This window comes from Blautia sp. AF19-10LB (assembly GCF_003461245.1).
GTDB classification, from domain to species: Bacteria; Bacillota; Clostridia; order Lachnospirales; family Lachnospiraceae; genus Blautia_A; species Blautia_A intestinihominis.
On the sequence record NZ_QTWS01000024.1, the window covers coordinates 28,312 to 45,515 of the forward strand.

Sequence of the window (17,204 nt, forward strand, 5' to 3'; positions counted from 1 at the left end):
CCTGTGTCTGAGATCACAGAAGAAAATACCAGAAGTCTGGAACATATCTTTGAGGAGGATACAGAAACATGGGCGAAGTGATAGTAATTACATCCGGTAAGGGTGGCGTAGGCAAGACAACGACAGCTGCCAATATTGGCACAGGTCTGGCAATGCTGGACAAGCGGACAGTTGTTGTCGATACAGATATCGGTCTTCGGAACCTGGATGTGATCCTGGGACTTGAGAACCGTATCGTGTATAATCTTGTGGATGTCATTAATGGAAACTGCCGTCTGAAGCAGGCACTGATCAAGGACAAGAGACATCCGGAACTGTTTCTTCTGCCATCTGCGCAGACGAAGGACAAGTCGGCAGTGTCACCGGAGCAGATGATCAAGCTGACAGAGGAACTCAGGGAAGAGTTTGATTTTGTTCTTCTTGACTGTCCGGCCGGCATTGAGCAGGGATTTCGAAATGCGATCGCCGGGGCAGATAAGGCACTTGTCGTAACAACACCGGAGGTATCTGCAATCCGTGATGCAGACCGTATCATTGGACTTCTTGAAGCGGAAGATATCAGGGATATCCATCTGATCATTAACAGGCTTCGACCCGATATGATCGCACGTGGAGATATGATGTCCGTAGAGGATGTGATCGAGATCCTTGCCGTGGATCTGATCGGTACGATCCTTGATGATGAGCAGATCGTGATCGCAGCAAATCAGGGAGAACCGCTTTCGGGAAGGAATTCTCAGGCAGAGGAGGAATACCGCAATATCTGCCGGAGGCTTCTTGGTGAGGAGGTTCCTTTTGCAGAACTCAGATCAAAAAAAGGAATGTTTCAGCGAATTGGAGATTTTTTCCGTAAATGATCCATAAGCAGAAGGAGGGGATTTGTATGAAAGCATTTTCGCAATTCAGGAACCGCTCCGCTGATTATGCAAGGAACCGGATGAAGCTCCTTCTGGTTTCAGAGCGGATCGACTGTTCTCCGCAGATGATGAAATTGCTGAAAGATGATATGATCCGCACAGTAAAAAAATACGTATCCATAGATGAAGATGGCGTTGTATTCCGGATCAGCCAGGAACCGCCGGTTCTTCATGCGGATATTCCGGTATATAAGAAAAGGGAATAAGATACAAAATGATTAAACAGTATAAGTTACGATTTTATAATTTCAGACTGGTGATCTTTCTTCTTGCGATCAGTGTGATCGGAATCATTCTGGTTGGAAGTGCCAGAGATGACCTGCGGAGTAAGCAGATGATCGGTGTTATCATGGGACTGATCTTCATGGTGATTCTTTCACTGATTGATTATTCCTGGATATCCAATTTCCAGTGGATCATGTATGGCGCGAACATCGCCCTTCTTCTGATCGTTCGTCTGTTTGGTGATTCTGCAAACGGTGCAGCGCGCTGGATTGATTTTGGATTTATTCGTTTCCAGCCGACAGAGTTGTCAAAGATCATCATTATATTGTTTTTTGCCAGGTTTTTTATGGATCACGAAGAAGATCTGAATACGCCGAAAACACTGGCGAAATCCGTTTTATTGCTGGCTGTTCCACTGCTTTTGATCTATGAGCAGCCGGACCTTAAGAATACGCTTATGATGTTGGCTGTGTTCTGCATCCTGATCTATATTGCAGGACTTAGTTACAAGGTCATAGGCGGAACATTCCTGATCCTGATCCCGTTGATCATCATCTTTCTTTTTATTGTTGTTCAGCCAGATCAGAAACTGATCAAGGACTATCAGAGAAATCGAATCATGTCATTCCTTTATCCTGAAAATGATGAGTACAGTGATGATATTCAGCAGCAGAATAACTCCAAGACAGCGATCGCATCAGGAGAACTGATTGGTAAGAAACTGTCCGGAAACGATGAAGTTGCTTCTGTAAATGAAGGAAACTTTGTATCTGAGAACCAGACAGACTTTATTTTTGCAGTTGCAGGCGAAGAATATGGTTTCCTTGGCTGCTGTACGATTATTCTTCTGCTTCTGGCAATCTCGATAGAATGTATCCGGATGGGGCTTCGGGCCAAGGATCTGTCGGGTAAGATCATATGCTGCGGAATGGCGAGTATCGTTTCTTTGCAGAGTTTTCTGAATATCTGTGTTGCGACAGGAATCGCACCAAATACAGGTACACCACTTCCATTTGTAAGTTATGGCCTGACTTCTCTCGTCAGTCTTTATCTTGGAATGGGGCTTGTCCTGAATGTAGGCTTGCAGAGCAGTGCATACAATAAGGAAATTCGCAAAAAGTCAGTAAATCAGAAAGAGGATTACCTATGAAAAAAGAACAGCCACGTGAGCGCAGAAGAGAAGAGATGCAGGAGAGACCAGCAAGACCTCGTAATACTTCCTCATCCGCTGCTTCCACCAGAAAAAAAGCAGCCCGGTCAGCAAGACCGACAGGAAGTGCTTCACACACTCAGCAAATCAAAGGCAAAAGTGCACGTCCTGTCAGTCCGACACAGGCAAGAAGAAATCCAGAAGCACGCCGGAAAAAACGTCCCAGAAGAAATTTCCTTCCGACTATAGTAACGGTGCTTCTTCTGGCAGTCGTATTGTGTGAAGGAGGGTACTTCTTATTGCAGAAGGGACTTTCCTTTGGCAGACAGGTACAGGCATTTGATATTAATCAGGAATTCCAATATCAGAATACACTTAAGGCAACTTCAAGAGCGGCTTCTTTTGCTGCAGACCTCTGTGTGGTAAGCGGTGACCAGAGTCTGGATTCTGTGACACTGGAGGATGGACAGGAGGGACTTCTCCTGGATATCAATGACAAATCGGTAATGTATGCAAAGGGTGCTTATGACAAAGTTTATCCGGCAAGTATCACCAAGATCATGACAGCACTCCTGGTATTTACAAATGGAAACATGGATGACGTAGTCACGATCTCAGAGGAAAATGTAACTCTGGAGGAAGGCTCTCAGCGAGTTGGTTTCCAGGTAGGTGACCAGGTAACGATGGATGAACTGGTGCACTGTCTCCTTGTATATTCAGGAAACGATGCCGCATCTGCGATCGCAACGCATGTCGGCGGTTCAACCGAGAATTTTGTTTCTATGATGAATGCTTATGCCGCACAGCTTGGATGTACAGGAACACATTTCACAAATCCACATGGACTGCAGGATGAGAACCATTATACAACACCATATGACATCTATCTGATGCTTAAAGAAGCACTCAAGTATCCTGAATTTACAGAGATAACACAGATGGGAAGCTATACTGCAAATTATAAATACAGCGATGGCTCTGATGCGAGTGTAGTACTGACAGCAACCGACCATTACCTTACAGGAGAAGCAACAGCACCAAAGGGCGTTACGATCCTTGGAGGTAAGACGGGAACCACCAGCAGTGCAGGAAACTGTCTGGCATTGTTATGTCAGAATGAATATGGTAATCCATTTATATCCATTGTAATGGGAGCTTCCAGTAAGGAACTTCTGTATCAGGAGATGAGTTCCCTTCTGGAGAACATCAATACCGTATAATACATGAATGTATAAAAAGAGACAGCCCGGAGAGTTTATGCAGAATGACAGAGCTCTGGGCTGTTGTTTTTATAAAATAAAAAAGTGTGTTATATAAATTAAAATGTTATAGTATAATAAATACATATAACAAGCCAAACCCCTCTGCGCTCCGCGCATTAATCAACAAAGACAACCAATCATCAGCTATAATTACGGTGCAAGACAGAACGTGTCAAAAAAGCATTTTTTACACAGTTTATCGTATGTATTACATATACGATCTTCTTCTGGATCGTGATCATGCTGATCCCGCTGATCTTCCTGCTGCCGAATTTCTTCTCGAACAAAGTGTTCGCTGTTTTCCTAGCAAAACCGGTAAGCGATATCCTTGCCGCGGCTGTTACCACAATAACCTTTTTTACATTGTTTAACAAAATCCTCAAAAAAGAGGTCAGGTAAATCATTATGAAATCTATTTCCATCTATACCATCACCAGAAACCAGACGCTCGACAATCTTCAGAAACTGGAGCGTCAGTTATCGGGGAGGGGATATTTTCTTCGGATGAGAGAGTGGGAGATGGAGAGCATGAAGGCTCTGACAGAACATCTGGAAGTGCATATTCCTCAGATCTGCTCTCTTCGTTTTTTCTATTCTTTCCAGATTCCAAAGCTTGGAAAGGAATTTGACCTTCTCCAAATCAAAAAAGACCAGATCGTAAATATCGAGTTAAAAAGTGGTGTAGTATCCGATGAGGCGATCTGCAAACAGCTTCTGCAGAACCGATATTATCTGTCTGTGCTTGGAAAGCCGCTCCATTCTTATACTTATATCAGCAACCAGAACCGGCTTGTCAAGCTGACAAAGCATGACCATATCATAGAGGCAGACTGGGAACATCTATGTACAATTCTCCAGAAGGAAAGTCCGGATTATGAGGGAGATATCGAGGATCTTTTTCAGGCAGAACTTTATCTGATCTCCCCGCTTACAGAACCTGCCCGTTTTCTTCGGAAAGAATATTTCCTGACTTCACAGCAGCGTGATATCGAACGGCAGATCCTCAAAAAGATCCGCACAGAACACACCGGCTATTACTGGTTCAACGGACTTCCAGGGACAGGCAAGACCCTGCTGCTCTATGACATTGCCATGAAACTGTCTGTCCGTCAGAGAGTCTGCATGATCCACTGCGGAGAAGCTGCCAGGGATTGGGAGATCCTGCATGAACGCCTGCAGAGGATCGATTTTCTCACCGACAAAGAGCTTGCTAATGAAAGGGAACCAGTCAGCTTTGATTCCTACAGCGCCATCCTGGTAGATGAAGCTCATCTGCTTTCCGCTCCAAAACTTGACATTCTTCTAAATGCAGTTAATCACCAGCCCGTGATCTTTTCCAGTGATTCCGAGGATATGATCTCTCCTGAGGAAATGGACCAGACCACTATTCAGAAGATAGAACGCCTGCCACAGATCCTGACCTTCCATCTGACTAACCGCATCCGCACCAATGCCGAACTTTCCTCCTTCATCCAGAATATGCTCCATCTGCCAAGGAAAAAAAGTTCCAGATACTATCCGCATATCGAAGTAGTCTGCGCCAACAATGAAAGCGAAACGCAAAACCTGCTTGACGGCTACATTCATCAGGGCTACCAGTTCCGCCAGACCTCCACACCCGCAGACCTGAACACCGCCGCGGTCCGCGTCACCGACCGTCTCGTCACCGTTCTGGATGAACGTTATTATTACGACACAGAAGGATATCTTCGTTCATCTTTGCGAAACAACAGTGGCAGTTCCGACGTACGGACCCTTTTTCACCTTCTGAACCAGACAAAGGAAAACCTGTCACTTATCATAGAGAAAAATGAATCTGTGTATGAAATTCTTCTTGAGATTCTGCAGATGCACAGAAAATGATCTATCATTCAGACAAAGAGTGGAGTTTTAAAAGCTTCACTCTTTTTTTGCCTCTTATCCCAATCTTACAAGAATGTAAGTTGCATCCCGCCTCATCCCGCACTATACTGGATTTAATAACACAGAAACCAAAGGAGACAACATGAAACACATATTACTGGTCGAAGATGACTTAAGTATGTTAAATGGCTTATCCTTTGCCATTAAGAAACAGGGCTATGCTCTTGATATCGCCCGCATCAGAGATGAGCAGAAGCAGTTATGGACGGAAGATAAATACGATCTTGTTATTCTGGATGTCAGCCTTCCGGATGGATCTGGTTTTGATATCTGCCAGGAGATCCGGAAGACTTCAACCGTTCCGATCATGCGAGCACTTCCAGTATCTCAGGTATGGGGACTGAGCGGGATCACAAATACTCCGGTGTCCTGTAAACAGGCAGAGATCGACCATGTTACTATCTGCTCTTATGATGACTTTATCATGGGATGTAGCAAAAGCATGATCGTAAACGGTACACTTGCAGATACAAGCGGAAATAAAAACGAGATCATGACCATCTATAATAAAGACAATCCTCTTTGCCGCAGAAGGTGCCACCTATTCTAACAGCCTGCAAAGTGGAAGAAAAACTTGACGAACCTTAAACTTTCCCTTATAGTTGATAATTGATACAAAATTAAAAAATTAATTTAGGGGGAAGTACAAAAACGACATGTTATTTAATTCTTACATATTTATATTTGTTTTTCTTCCACTGACACTTGGTAGCTATTATGGACTGCATAAACTCGGAAAACCAGTCTTTGCAAAGGTTGCATTGATCCTCATGTCTTTCTGGTTTTATGGCTATTTCAATCCAAGTTATCTGTGGATCATGTGCAGCAGTATTGTTGTCAATTATCTGTTGTCTCAGCTTTTGCAGCGCAGATGGGGGGGCACAATATCGAAAGGACAGCTTGCACTTCTGAAAAAGGCACTGCTTGGTATTGGTCTGATATTCAATCTTGGTCTGATATTTTATTTCAAATACTATGATTTCTTCGTAGATAATCTGAATAAAGTTTTTTCCACGGACTTCCAGTTAAAGAATATCGTCCTGCCACTGGGTATCAGCTTTTTTACCTTCCAGCAGGTTTCTTATATGGTTGATTCTTACCGTGGAGAAACCAAGGAATACAATTTTACAGATTACGCATTATTTGTAACCTTTTTCCCGCAGCTGATCGCGGGTCCGATCGTTCTGCATAACGAAGTCCTTCCACAGTTTGAGGACAAAAACAACTGGAAGATCAACTGGGACAATATGGCGCGCGGTTTGTATATGTTCGCAGCCGGTCTTGTCAAAAAAGCTGTGATCGCCGACACCTTAAGCGGATCTGTTTCATGGGGCTACAGCCACCTTGGCAGTGGACTTACATCCATGGATGCGATCCTTACAATGCTTGCCTACACTTTCCAGATTTATTTTGACTTCAGTGGATATTGTGATATGGCAACGGGTCTGGGATATATGTTTAATATCCATATCCCAATGAACTTTAATTCACCATACAAAGCGCTGTCTGTCGTAGATTTCTGGAAACGCTGGCATCTGACACTGACCAGATTCCTGCGAACCTATGTGTACTTTCCGCTTGGCGGAAGCCGTAGGGGAACTGTCCGGACTTATATAAATATCATCATTGTATTCCTTGTCAGTGGTCTCTGGCATGGTGCGAACTGGACCTTTATTTTCTGGGGATTTCTGCATGGAATAGGAAATGCACTTACCAGAATGTTCCGGAAACAGTGGGAGAGCATGCATGTAGTCCTTCAGTGGGCTTTTACTTTTCTGTTTGTAAATATAACATGGATCTTTTTTAGGGCTGATTCTATTTCTCAGGCATTTACATTTATCAAAAGAATCCTGAAATTCCAGAACCTCAATCTCCATGCTACATTTTTACAGACTTTTCAGTTAAAGGAATTCTACTTGATTTACAGTCATATCCCCGTACTCAATAAAATCATGGCTTCCATCCGTGGTTCAGATGCCCTGATTCTGCTTGGCGGAATGTTGTTCCTGTGTCTTAATTTCAAAAACAATCAGGAGATGAATTTCCGTCCAACCACTAAAATGGCGGCAGTGACTGTACTCTGTCTGGTCTGGGGAATTTTTACCCTTTCCGGTGTATCAGAATTTCTCTACTTTAACTTTTAGGGAGCAATACTATGAACAGTAATAAATTTGTAAAAACTGTACTCGTGGGAACGGGCACACTCCTGATCCTCGCAGGTGGCATGACAGCAGTGATCGATCCTTTTTTTCACTATCATAAGCCTCTGAAACAGTTGGAATATCCTCTTGAGCGAGGAAAAGAACGATATCTGAATAACGGTATCATCCAGAATTTTGATTATGATGCTGCAATCACAGGCACTTCTATGATGCAGAATTTCAAGACTTCACAGTTTGATGACCTGTTTGGAACGCATTCTGTCAAGGTAACCCTTACTGGTGATACCTATTGGGCAATCGATGAAGAAATCCGTACTATATTTGACAATAAGTCTGATATTAAATATATTTTCCGCTGTCTGGATTATAATAAGATTTTTGATGACAAGTCCGATTACAATTATGACAATGTTCCAACTTATCTGTATGATAATAATATATGGAACGATGTCCAGTATCTTTTTAACAAAGATATCTTTATAGACAATACGCTTGGTGTTATCAAATACACACTTCATGGCGAAAAAACACCATCCATGAATGAATACAGTTCCTGGGCAGCAGATTATCCCGTCGGAACAGACTACGTACTCCAAACCTACTCTGTTCCAACAAAAATCGAAAAACAGAAGAAGTTTTCAGAGGATGATGCCAAAACTGTCCGTCATAATGTAGAGGCGAATGTTCTTGATATGGTAAAAGCTCATCCGGAAACTACGTTTTATTTCTATACGCCGCCATACAGTGCAGTCTGGTGGTATAAGCTTAAATGCTCCGGAAATCTGGAACGTTATTTTGAAGCAGAAAAGCTGCAGGCAGAACTGCTTATGGAGTATGATAATGTGAAGCTTTTTTCCTTTACGGATCTGTTTGAGCTTACCTGCGATCTTGATAATTACAAAGATGATACTCATTACAGTGAATCGATCAGCGAAAACATCATTAACTGGATTTATGATGACAAGGGACTCATAACTCCTCAAAACTATGAATCACGGATACAGAAAATGCTGAATTACTATCTTGATTACGATTATTCCCGTTCAGGAATCCCTCTGGTACAGGAAAATTGAATCCTTTTCTGTGCCGCACTACAATATTAATGAAAATTTCACAAAAACTTGCAATTCTCTATTGAAATTTGATGCAAAATACACTATAATACAAACATATTAATTATCGTATTTGTTCAAAATTAATATCATATTGTGTCTAAGGAGGAAAACAGGATGGTTGAACTGATTGTAGGAAAGAAAGGCAAGGGCAAAACAAAAGTACTGTTAGACAAAGTGAACGGCGCAATTAAGGATGCAAATGGCAGCATTGTTTACTTAGACAAGAGCACGAAACACATGTATGAACTGAACAACAAGGTTCGTCTGATCGATGTTTCTGTATATCCGATCAAGAACGCCGATGAATTCGTTGGTTTCGTATGCGGAATCATTTCTCAGGACCACGATCTTGAGCAGGTATATCTCGACAGTTTCCTGACAACCGCTAAATTAGAGGGACAGGATGTTTCCAATACTCTGGAACAGCTTATCGCAGTTGGTGAGAAATTCAATGTAAAATTCATCATCAGCATGTCTCTTGACAAGGAAGAAGTTCCGGAAGCATTCCAGGATAAGATCGTGACTGCATTATAATTACGGTTTCATTAAATTTTACATAGGATATGGAGATGAGAAGAACTCTGCTGGCTGGCAGGGTTCTTTTTCTGCGCACCATTTTAGTTACCATAAGTATGATTATGTAATCTAAATAAATATTAAGATAAAACCGTTTGACATCCCCTGGTGAGCGGGTTATAATATGACCGTCAATAAAATTCAATTATACAAAGGCAGGTGAACAGAATGGAGAGTTGTGATTCTCACGGGCGAAGTAGTAACACAGGATCAAAGAGAGCAGCAGTTTGTGAGATGACACGTCACATTCTGTTTTAATTTATATTATTCTATTTTTCTCTTTTTTATCCTGTAAAATCCCTGAACACAATCTAACCAAATAGCGAAACGGAATTCAAATATCCGTTTAACAATGATACCAATTGACATGCTCTGAGAAAGACCATGCCTTGTTTTGGTGTGCTCTTTTTCGGAAACCACGAAAAAGGAGGAAAACAGGATGGAAAAAAGAACACAGGACTACACAAAAGAAATCCTTGAAGTGATCAGAAGCAATATATCTCCGGCAGTCCTTTCCAAGCGTCTGCAGGATTTCCACGAAAACGACATTGCAGATGTTTTGCCGGAGCTTTCTTCTGCAGAACGAAACAAGCTTTACCGGATCTTTGATCTTGATACTTTATCGGATATTCTGGAATACACTGATGAGGAGATGGCAGTCACTTATCTCGAAGAAATGAGCCTCAAGAAAGCTGCTGCGATCCTTTCCCGAACAGAAACAAACATATTAGCTGAAATCCTGCAGCATTTTGACAAAGAAAAAAGAAGACTTCTGATCGAGTTACTGGATGATGAAGCGAGACATGATATCGAGATGATCAATTCTTTCGATGAGGAAGAAATCGGAAGCCGGATGACCACCAACTATATCGTGATCCAGGATCATCTTTCTGTGAAGGAAGCCATGAGTTCCCTGGTATCCCAGGCAGCTCAGAATGACAATATCTCTACCATTTTTGTCGTAAACAGCAATCAGGAATTCTACGGTGCGATCGATCTGAAAGATCTGATCATCGCGCGCCAGGATCATCCGCTCAGTGAACTGATCGTCACTTCCTACCCGTATGTATACGGAACAGCCCTGATCGATGACTGTATGGAAGACCTCAAGGATTATTCCGAAGATTCCATTCCGGTCCTTGATAACGATAACCGCCTGATCGGTGTTATTACATCTGCAAACATCGTAGATCTCGTCGATGATGAGATGGGAGAGGACTATGCGAAACTGGCTGGTCTGACTGCTGAGGAGGATCTCAAGGAACCTCTCAAAGAAAGTATGAAGAAACGAATGCCATGGCTGATCGTCCTTCTTGGACTTGGCATGGTCGTTTCCTCTGTTGTCGGAATCTTTGAAAAGGTTGTGACCAATCTGCCGATCATCATGTGTTTCCAGTCGCTGATCCTGGATATGGCAGGTAATGTCGGAACCCAGTCACTGGCTGTAACGATCCGTGTACTGATGGATGAATCCCTCACCGGCAAACAGAAACTGGAACTTGTTTTTAAGGAAATGCGTATCGGTCTGTGCAACGGCGGTGTGCTTGGACTTATGTCCTTTGTGCTGATCGGATTGTATATCTGGTTATTTAAAGGCAAAACCCTTATCTTTGCCTTTGCGGTATCTGCCTGCATCGGTTCTTCCCTGCTGCTCGCAATGCTGATCTCCAGTGCCGTAGGAACCTGCATTCCGTTATTCTTCAAAAAGATCCACATCGACCCGGCAGTTGCTTCCGGTCCGCTCATCACTACAGTCAACGACCTTGTGGCTGTTATTTCCTATTATGGACTGAGCTGGATCTTTCTGATAGGAGCACTGCATCTGGCAGGATAGTCTTATAAAAAGAACATCTTTATGACAAAAACTTCAGGATCCCGAAGATCTGTCATAAAGATGTTCTTTTTATTTGCACATATAACAACGTACATAATGCAAGACATTACGGGCAGCAGGTATTAATCCTCGCGCAGTTTGACTGCCTTCGCCGCCTGGCGTCTTCGGGCATCGTCGATCGCTGCATAGTGTTTCTTGGTCGTATTTACGTCCTTATGGCCAAGAACATCTGCAACAAGGTAAATATCACCTGTTTCCTGATACAAGGTCGTACCGTAGGTGCTGCGGAGCTTGTGCGGTGTGATCTTTTTGGTGGTCGTGATCTGCTGGGCATATTTCTTGACAAGATTCTCGATCGCCTGGACACCGATACGGCGGCGCTGAGCAGAGTAGAAGAGAGCGTGTTCATGGCCTTCCAGCGGAATGATATTCTCGCGGACTTCCAGATAACGTTTCAGAGCTTTTTCTACCTCCGGTCCGAAATATACAACCATTTCATTTCCACCTTTTCGGGTGACCTTTATTCCGTTATTCTTAAAATCCACATCTTCAATATCAAGTCCCACACATTCCGAAACTCGGATACCGGTTCCGAGAAGCAGAGTCACGATCGCCAGATCGCGTTCTTTGTTTTTCTCATAGTAGACACGTTTCTGACCGGTAAGCTGGTCGCCACAATGTTCTATATAATCAAGCAGGAGAGCAACCTCATCGGTATCAAGCCGGATGATGCTTTTGTCATGGATCTTTGGCACATCGATAAGTACGGTCGGATTTGTCTCGATCATTTCCCTTCTGTAATAATATGCATAAAAACTCCGAAGGGCAGAGATCTTTCGTTTGAGCCCACGTTCGCCGTTTGTTTCGGTTTTGTCACCAGCCTGGTAGACCTTGAGATATTCCTGATATTCCTCAAGATCCAGAGCCTTGATCTGATCCAGGACATCAACTGTAAAATCCGTCATTTTGTAATCCTTAAATGCCGGATTTTCATCAAGAAGAAACTGAAAGAAAATCCGGATATCGTAGGCATAGGAAATCCTGGTCTTGGTCGTAGTCGTCGTATCGATCGCACGAAAATAATCCCTGCAAAACGGCGGCAGCGTTGAGAGAACTTCACGCAGCCTTAAAATATTCTCGACATCTTTTTGTTCGTGATATGTTGTTTTTTTCTCCATAAAAATTTAACTCCTTAAAATCAAATCATTAGTAAATCCCGAAAAATACAGCTGACAGCAGTTATCTATATCTATACGACAAACCGTAGTTTTTCATATAGATCTATACAGATTCCAGCCATATCCCGGATTTTGCCTTTATTCCTCAAATTCAGCCGTTACCATAAATCCCCTTGGTGTGTGGTCGATTTTTTTGATCACGCCAGTTTTGGATTTAATTCGTTCGGAGTTTTTGTAACATCCGGACATTGCCACAGCCGGTTCTATGATGTAACTGTAATTCATATAGGACTGAAATTCTGAAATCTCTACGACATCGCCAACTTTGATCAGTCCCTGGCGTTCCATTTTAAATTGTTCCTGACGCATAAAAAATTCCTTCTTTCTGTTTATTCATTTTCCGGAAGATCTGCCTTTAATTTGACCATACTTCGGATACTTCTGGAGGTCTCATCTATATAATTACGCTTATAACGCTTCAGATTATCCGGTGTGATCCCCATTTCCTCTGCAACACCTTCCGTATCTGCTCCATATGCAAACATCGTATAAATGCAGGAATTCCGAAGCTGCTGAGCGCTGTAATTGTGAATCCCTGCTTTTGCCGTGTATTTCTTCAGTAGACGGCTGATATACATGGTATTGAGCTGATTTCCATATTTATTGTAAAACAGATATTCGTTCGATTCTCGTTCTGCCAGATACAGCTCCAGGATCCTGTAGACATCTTCCGGGATAAAATTTGCCTTGTCGCGTTTTGGCATAAATGCATAGGCTCCGTTGTTATATAGACGGATATTTTCCGGCTTCATGTCAATGATCTCTGTCGAGGAAAAGCCCATGCGGTAAAGCAAAATTATGATACAGTACGCCATATGATTTTCCTGTGCAGCTACAAGCAGCCGGTCAATGTCCTCCACAGGAACTGCATTTGCATACATGCTTACTTTTTGGACTTTTTTGACATAATCGGCAAAATGATTCGTATAATCATCTCTGATACCAAATTCCAGACGATTCTCATAGACGTAATTTGACAGGGAATTCAGTTCCCGGATCTTTTTGGCACAGGTACTTGGCGCAAGTGTTTTCTCTTCGATCTTTTTTTCAAGATTTCTGTAGAATCCCGCTACATCTTCTGCATGGATATCCAGGAAATCTTTCTTCGTAAATCGTGTAAATTCCAGGAAATCACTTTGATAGGATGCAATACTTTCTTCCTGAAACTGCCTGATAAATTGTTTCCATATGATCCTTGTCTTTTCACTGAATGGATAATCTTCCATCAAGAATGTTCCTCCTTTCCTGGTTGTGCGAAGCAGGTTTTGGGGTTTGTTAGGTGTTCTTATATACTATAACATATTTATAAGGAAACTGCAACTATAGCAGTTCCCCATCCTTAATTACCTGCTGCACGTTCAGTTCCTGATCCATCAGGACGATGTGCGCTTTTTTGCCTGCTCGGATGGAACCGTATTCAGCATCGATCCCAAGGCTTTTTGCCGGATTGATCGTGGCACAGGCAACTGCTGTTTCCAACGGGATATTCATGGTTTTAACCGCTGTTTTCATGCAGTCCATAAGATTCGTCACAGAACCTGCTATCGCCCCGTCTGAGGCCAGTGTAGCGCGGTTTCCGACTACGTTTACATCCAGCCCGCCCAAAGTATAGGAACCGTCCGGCATTCCTGCTGCACGCATACTGTCACTGATCAGGATCATGCGGTCCTCTCCCATCATTTCAAATGTCGCCCGAACTGCTGCCGGATGGATATGTACACCGTCACAGATGATCTCCGCCATCACATGCTTACTGTCATAAACAGCCCCGATCACACCCGGTGCGCGGTGCGTAAATGCAGGCATGGCATTGTAAAGATGAACCGCATGGTCTGCCCCTGCGTTAAAAGCCGCCATAGCCGTATCATAATCCGCATTTGTATGTGCCAGAGAAACATTTACCTTATCTTTGACCGCCTCAATAAAAGAAACCGCATTTTCGCTCTCCTCCGGCGCGATACCCATGAACTTCACCAGCCCCTCTGAAACTTCCAGAAAACGCTCGCAGACCTTCACATCACACGGAATGATATTTCTCTCATCCTGCGCGCCCTTCTTGGCAGGACTGATAAAAGGTCCCTCCATGTTGATGCCGACAAAATCCGCCTCTTTCTTACTGTGCGGACCCTTTTTGTATTCTGCTGCCACACGGAGGATCTGCTCCAGTTCCTCGACCGGAAGCGTCATCGTCGCCGGAGCGATCGCAGTCACCCCCACAGAAGCCTCATATTCCGCGATCCTGGCGATCGCATCCCTGCTGCCGTCGCAGAAGTCGTCTCCCTTGCATCCGTGGAAATGCAGGTCAATAAGCCCCGGTATCGCGTACATGCCTTTCCCGTCAAGGACCTCATCTTCTGTCTGAGGTCTCTTCCCCTCTGTATAAACCTGTTCGATCGTTCCGTTCTTTATGACGATCCCGCCGTCTGTAAACTTCTTATCCTCTGTAAAAACCTTCACATGATCAATAATCATTATTCCTGCCTCCCTATCTTCGGTATCTTATAAAATATGCTCATCCAGAAGGATCGTAAAAGGTCCGTCATTGATAAGAGAAACCTTCATGTCTGCCCCAAAGCTTCCATGCTGTACGACCGGAACGCTCTTTGATGCTTCCTCGATCATATATTCATACAAAGCTTCCGCCTTGTCCGGTTCACCCGCCTCGATAAAGCTTGGTCTGTTTCCCTTCTTACAGTTTGCATAGAGCGTAAACTGCGAAACAAGAAGCAGTTCCCCGCTAACATCTTTGAGAGAAAGATTTGTCTTTCCATTCTCATCCTCAAAAATACGAAGTCCCAGCAGCTTCTTGAGGTATTTGTCTGCAATCTCCTTTGTGTCATCCTTTCCGACACCTACCAGCACCAGAAAGCCCCTGCCTATTTTGCCTATACTCTGTCCATCTACCTGTACTTCTGCCTGAAGTACTCTCTGTACAACCAGTCTCATAAAATTCTCCTGTTTTATCTTTATTTCCAAATATTATAGCACAAATCTGCTACTGACATCTTTCTTTTTTCGTTTTTTCTATCAATTTCGCATATACACGTTCTACAAACCATGGCTCTGTAGACTTCTTTAATGCTTCTTCCGGAGAAAACCAGGCTACTCCACTGTTTTCATCTGCTTTGATCGAAACTGCTTCCTCGCAGTCTGCTTCCAGAAGATACGTCACATTCAGGTGCAGATGGCTGGATACATACTTTCCCTTCTTGACATGCCCATCCACCGTAAGAGATTCCAGAGAAAAGATCTCCTCCGATACCGGGCGCACATGCGAGATCCCCGCTTCTTCTTTTACCTCACGAAGCGCAACCGCAAGAAGATCCGTCTCTCCATCCGCATGTCCCCCAAGCCACGACCAGGAATCATAGATATTGTGATATACCATAAGTACCTTGCTCCGGTCTTTGTTCACCACCCAGGCAGAAGCCGTCATATGGGCAACGGTGTTTTCCCTTAAGAATGCGTTATCATTCTCCCTGATCCATTGTAAGATCAGAAATTTATCTGCTTCTTCCTGCTCATTAAACGGCTGATAGCGTTCTATCTGATTTATTAAATCCTGTCTTGTTATCATTGCATTCTTCTCCATTTTCCTCATTTATACGCACCAGAAGCAGATCTTCACTTTTTTTCCTTCGGATTTTAAAGCTTCGATCAGTTCCAGTGCCAGATTCTTTTTCTTTTCACGTTCAATATGAAGTGCCGTATAATTTTCATTCAGTGCATTTCCAAAGAAAAAATTGATCTCCGTAGCTTCGGCAAACAATATCCGAAACAGTTCTGCTGCCGCATCCTTCTTCTTGATGATCCGATTATAATACAGCCTGTCTTCGCTGAAATCCTCATAGTAATCGATCACCTTCTGTAAAGTCAGAAGCCCCTCCGTTACCAGGTCAATGCCTTTGATCTGCGACATGGCTGGAACTTCTTCTGTTCCGGTACCGGGAATCCCGGCTACCTCTTCTCCCAGATAATCCGCTACCAGCTTTGCCGTGGTCCCACCACATACGATGCGCATTCCCTCTTTTTCAAAAAAAGTCGTAAAATAACTGCGGTCATCCGCCCGGTCTGCCGGCGGCCCGACCATAATGTTCACTACGTTTTTCTTCATTCCTGTCAGAGTCAATACCGTAAGGTCATCATCCGTCTCATCCATATTCAGGGCCACACCCGCATCTGCAATGTCAGATGCCATCTCCTGTGCACTCATTCCCTTATGGTAACGCTGTTCACAGAATTTCAGTACTTCCTCCCTTCCCCAGCCGCCATAGGTGGTTTTGCCCATTCCGGCATTGGTGACACCGTCGCTCATAAGTATCAGCATATCGCCTGTCCGAAACTGAAAATAACTCTGGTGGATCTCTTTTTCTCCGAACATTAGAATATCCCGATGATAATCCACACTTTTTCCATTACGAAGCAAAATAGCATCCGGATTATCGTACTGCAGAAGACAGATTCCATTCCCTTCTGACACTAATACAGTAAAAGTAGCATACGCCAGATTGCGTACACTGCAGATTGGAAGCGTATCTGCAACAGCTTTTACGGCTGTCCGGATGTCCATATTCCTTGCGATCATGATACTGAGCATTCTGGCAGTCAGCGTAGCCAGAATATTGGCCTTTACCCCGCTTCCCAATCCGTCAGAAAGCACCAGTACTGTCTGATCTGTATCTGTGATCACTGTATAATAGTCACCGCAGATCTTTTCTTTCTTCTTGTTGAGGCTGACCCTACCGAATCCTGTCGGAATATCTCCTATCGTTTGTATCGTCTCGTATTTCTTCTTTTCCATC

At 43.5% G+C, this 17,204-nt stretch carries 16 protein-coding genes and 1 pseudogene; 10 read left to right on the forward strand and 7 right to left on the reverse strand.

Annotated elements, in window-relative coordinates; genetic code table 11:
* Window positions 1-68 precede the first annotated feature (68 nt).
* The 10 genes and pseudogenes from minD (at window position 69) to mgtE (ending at window position 11,164) form a co-directional block, all read left to right on the forward strand.
* Complete coding sequence (gene minD, locus DWX28_RS13155) at window positions 69-857, forward strand: septum site-determining protein MinD (protein WP_022214997.1); 789 nt, start codon at window positions 69-71, stop codon at window positions 855-857.
* Between the two features lie 26 nt (window positions 858-883).
* Complete coding sequence (gene minE / locus DWX28_RS13160) at window positions 884-1,123, forward strand: cell division topological specificity factor MinE (protein WP_022214998.1); 240 nt, start codon at window positions 884-886, stop codon at window positions 1,121-1,123.
* 8 nt (window positions 1,124-1,131) lie between these two features.
* Complete coding sequence (locus DWX28_RS13165) at window positions 1,132-2,292, forward strand: FtsW/RodA/SpoVE family cell cycle protein (RefSeq protein WP_022214999.1); 1,161 nt, start codon at window positions 1,132-1,134, stop codon at window positions 2,290-2,292.
* Complete coding sequence (locus tag DWX28_RS13170) at window positions 2,289-3,512, forward strand: D-alanyl-D-alanine carboxypeptidase family protein (RefSeq protein ID WP_243002434.1); 1,224 nt, start codon at window positions 2,289-2,291, stop codon at window positions 3,510-3,512. The genes DWX28_RS13165 and DWX28_RS13170 overlap by 4 nt, the downstream gene beginning before the upstream one ends.
* Before the next feature lie 447 nt (window positions 3,513-3,959).
* The gene (locus DWX28_RS13180) at window positions 3,960-5,417 is read left to right on the forward strand and encodes a DNA/RNA helicase domain-containing protein (protein ID WP_118252946.1); all 1,458 of its coding nucleotides are present in this window, start codon (window positions 3,960-3,962) and stop codon (window positions 5,415-5,417) included.
* Between the two features lie 142 nt (window positions 5,418-5,559).
* A pseudogene (locus tag DWX28_RS20580) lies at window positions 5,560-5,787 on the forward strand (response regulator); the annotation flags it as partial.
* Between the two features lie 346 nt (window positions 5,788-6,133).
* Entirely contained in the window at window positions 6,134-7,621 is a 1,488-nt protein-coding gene (locus DWX28_RS13190; protein ID WP_022215003.1) for an MBOAT family O-acyltransferase, read from the forward strand.
* An 11-nt stretch (window positions 7,622-7,632) separates the two neighbouring features.
* Window positions 7,633-8,712: a hypothetical protein gene (locus DWX28_RS13195; protein ID WP_118252948.1), complete on the forward strand. Its 1,080-nt coding sequence runs from the start codon at window positions 7,633-7,635 to the stop codon at window positions 8,710-8,712.
* 156 nt (window positions 8,713-8,868) lie between these two features.
* Complete coding sequence (locus DWX28_RS13200; RefSeq protein ID WP_022215005.1) at window positions 8,869-9,288, forward strand: hypothetical protein; 420 nt, start codon at window positions 8,869-8,871, stop codon at window positions 9,286-9,288.
* Between the two features lie 481 nt (window positions 9,289-9,769).
* On the forward strand, window positions 9,770-11,164 hold the full coding sequence (mgtE, locus tag DWX28_RS13205; protein ID WP_022215006.1) for a magnesium transporter: 1,395 nt from the start codon (window positions 9,770-9,772) through the stop codon (window positions 11,162-11,164).
* Between the two features lie 122 nt (window positions 11,165-11,286).
* On the opposite strand, the gene DWX28_RS13210 is transcribed toward mgtE, so the two are convergent.
* The 7 genes from DWX28_RS13210 to DWX28_RS13240 all read right to left on the reverse strand — a co-directional run bounded on the left by DWX28_RS13210 (window position 11,287) and on the right by DWX28_RS13240 (window position 17,203).
* Window positions 11,287-12,342, reverse strand: coding sequence for a tyrosine-type recombinase/integrase (locus DWX28_RS13210; RefSeq protein ID WP_118252952.1), 1,056 nt, complete (start codon window positions 12,340-12,342; stop codon window positions 11,287-11,289).
* 138 nt (window positions 12,343-12,480) lie between these two features.
* The gene (locus DWX28_RS13215; RefSeq protein ID WP_022215008.1) at window positions 12,481-12,711 is read right to left on the reverse strand and encodes a hypothetical protein; all 231 of its coding nucleotides are present in this window, start codon (window positions 12,709-12,711) and stop codon (window positions 12,481-12,483) included.
* 20 nt (window positions 12,712-12,731) lie between these two features.
* Window positions 12,732-13,628, reverse strand: a complete 897-nt coding sequence (locus tag DWX28_RS13220) for a tyrosine-type recombinase/integrase (protein WP_022215009.1) — start codon at window positions 13,626-13,628, stop codon at window positions 12,732-12,734.
* A 94-nt stretch (window positions 13,629-13,722) separates the two neighbouring features.
* Complete coding sequence (gene nagA / locus DWX28_RS13225) at window positions 13,723-14,874, reverse strand: N-acetylglucosamine-6-phosphate deacetylase (protein WP_022215010.1); 1,152 nt, start codon at window positions 14,872-14,874, stop codon at window positions 13,723-13,725.
* 27 nt (window positions 14,875-14,901) lie between these two features.
* Window positions 14,902-15,348 carry a D-aminoacyl-tRNA deacylase gene (dtd, locus tag DWX28_RS13230; protein ID WP_022215011.1) on the reverse strand — a complete coding sequence of 149 codons (447 nt, stop codon included), beginning with the start codon at window positions 15,346-15,348 and terminating at the stop codon, window positions 14,902-14,904.
* A gap of 49 nt (window positions 15,349-15,397) precedes the next feature.
* Window positions 15,398-15,979: an NUDIX hydrolase gene (locus tag DWX28_RS13235; protein ID WP_022215012.1), complete on the reverse strand. Its 582-nt coding sequence runs from the start codon at window positions 15,977-15,979 to the stop codon at window positions 15,398-15,400.
* Window positions 15,980-16,003: 24 nt separating this feature from the next.
* Window positions 16,004-17,203 (reverse strand): SpoIIE family protein phosphatase, encoded by a 1,200-nt coding sequence (locus DWX28_RS13240; protein ID WP_118252954.1) that lies wholly within the window; start codon window positions 17,201-17,203, stop codon window positions 16,004-16,006.
* Window position 17,204: the final 1 nt, after the last annotated feature.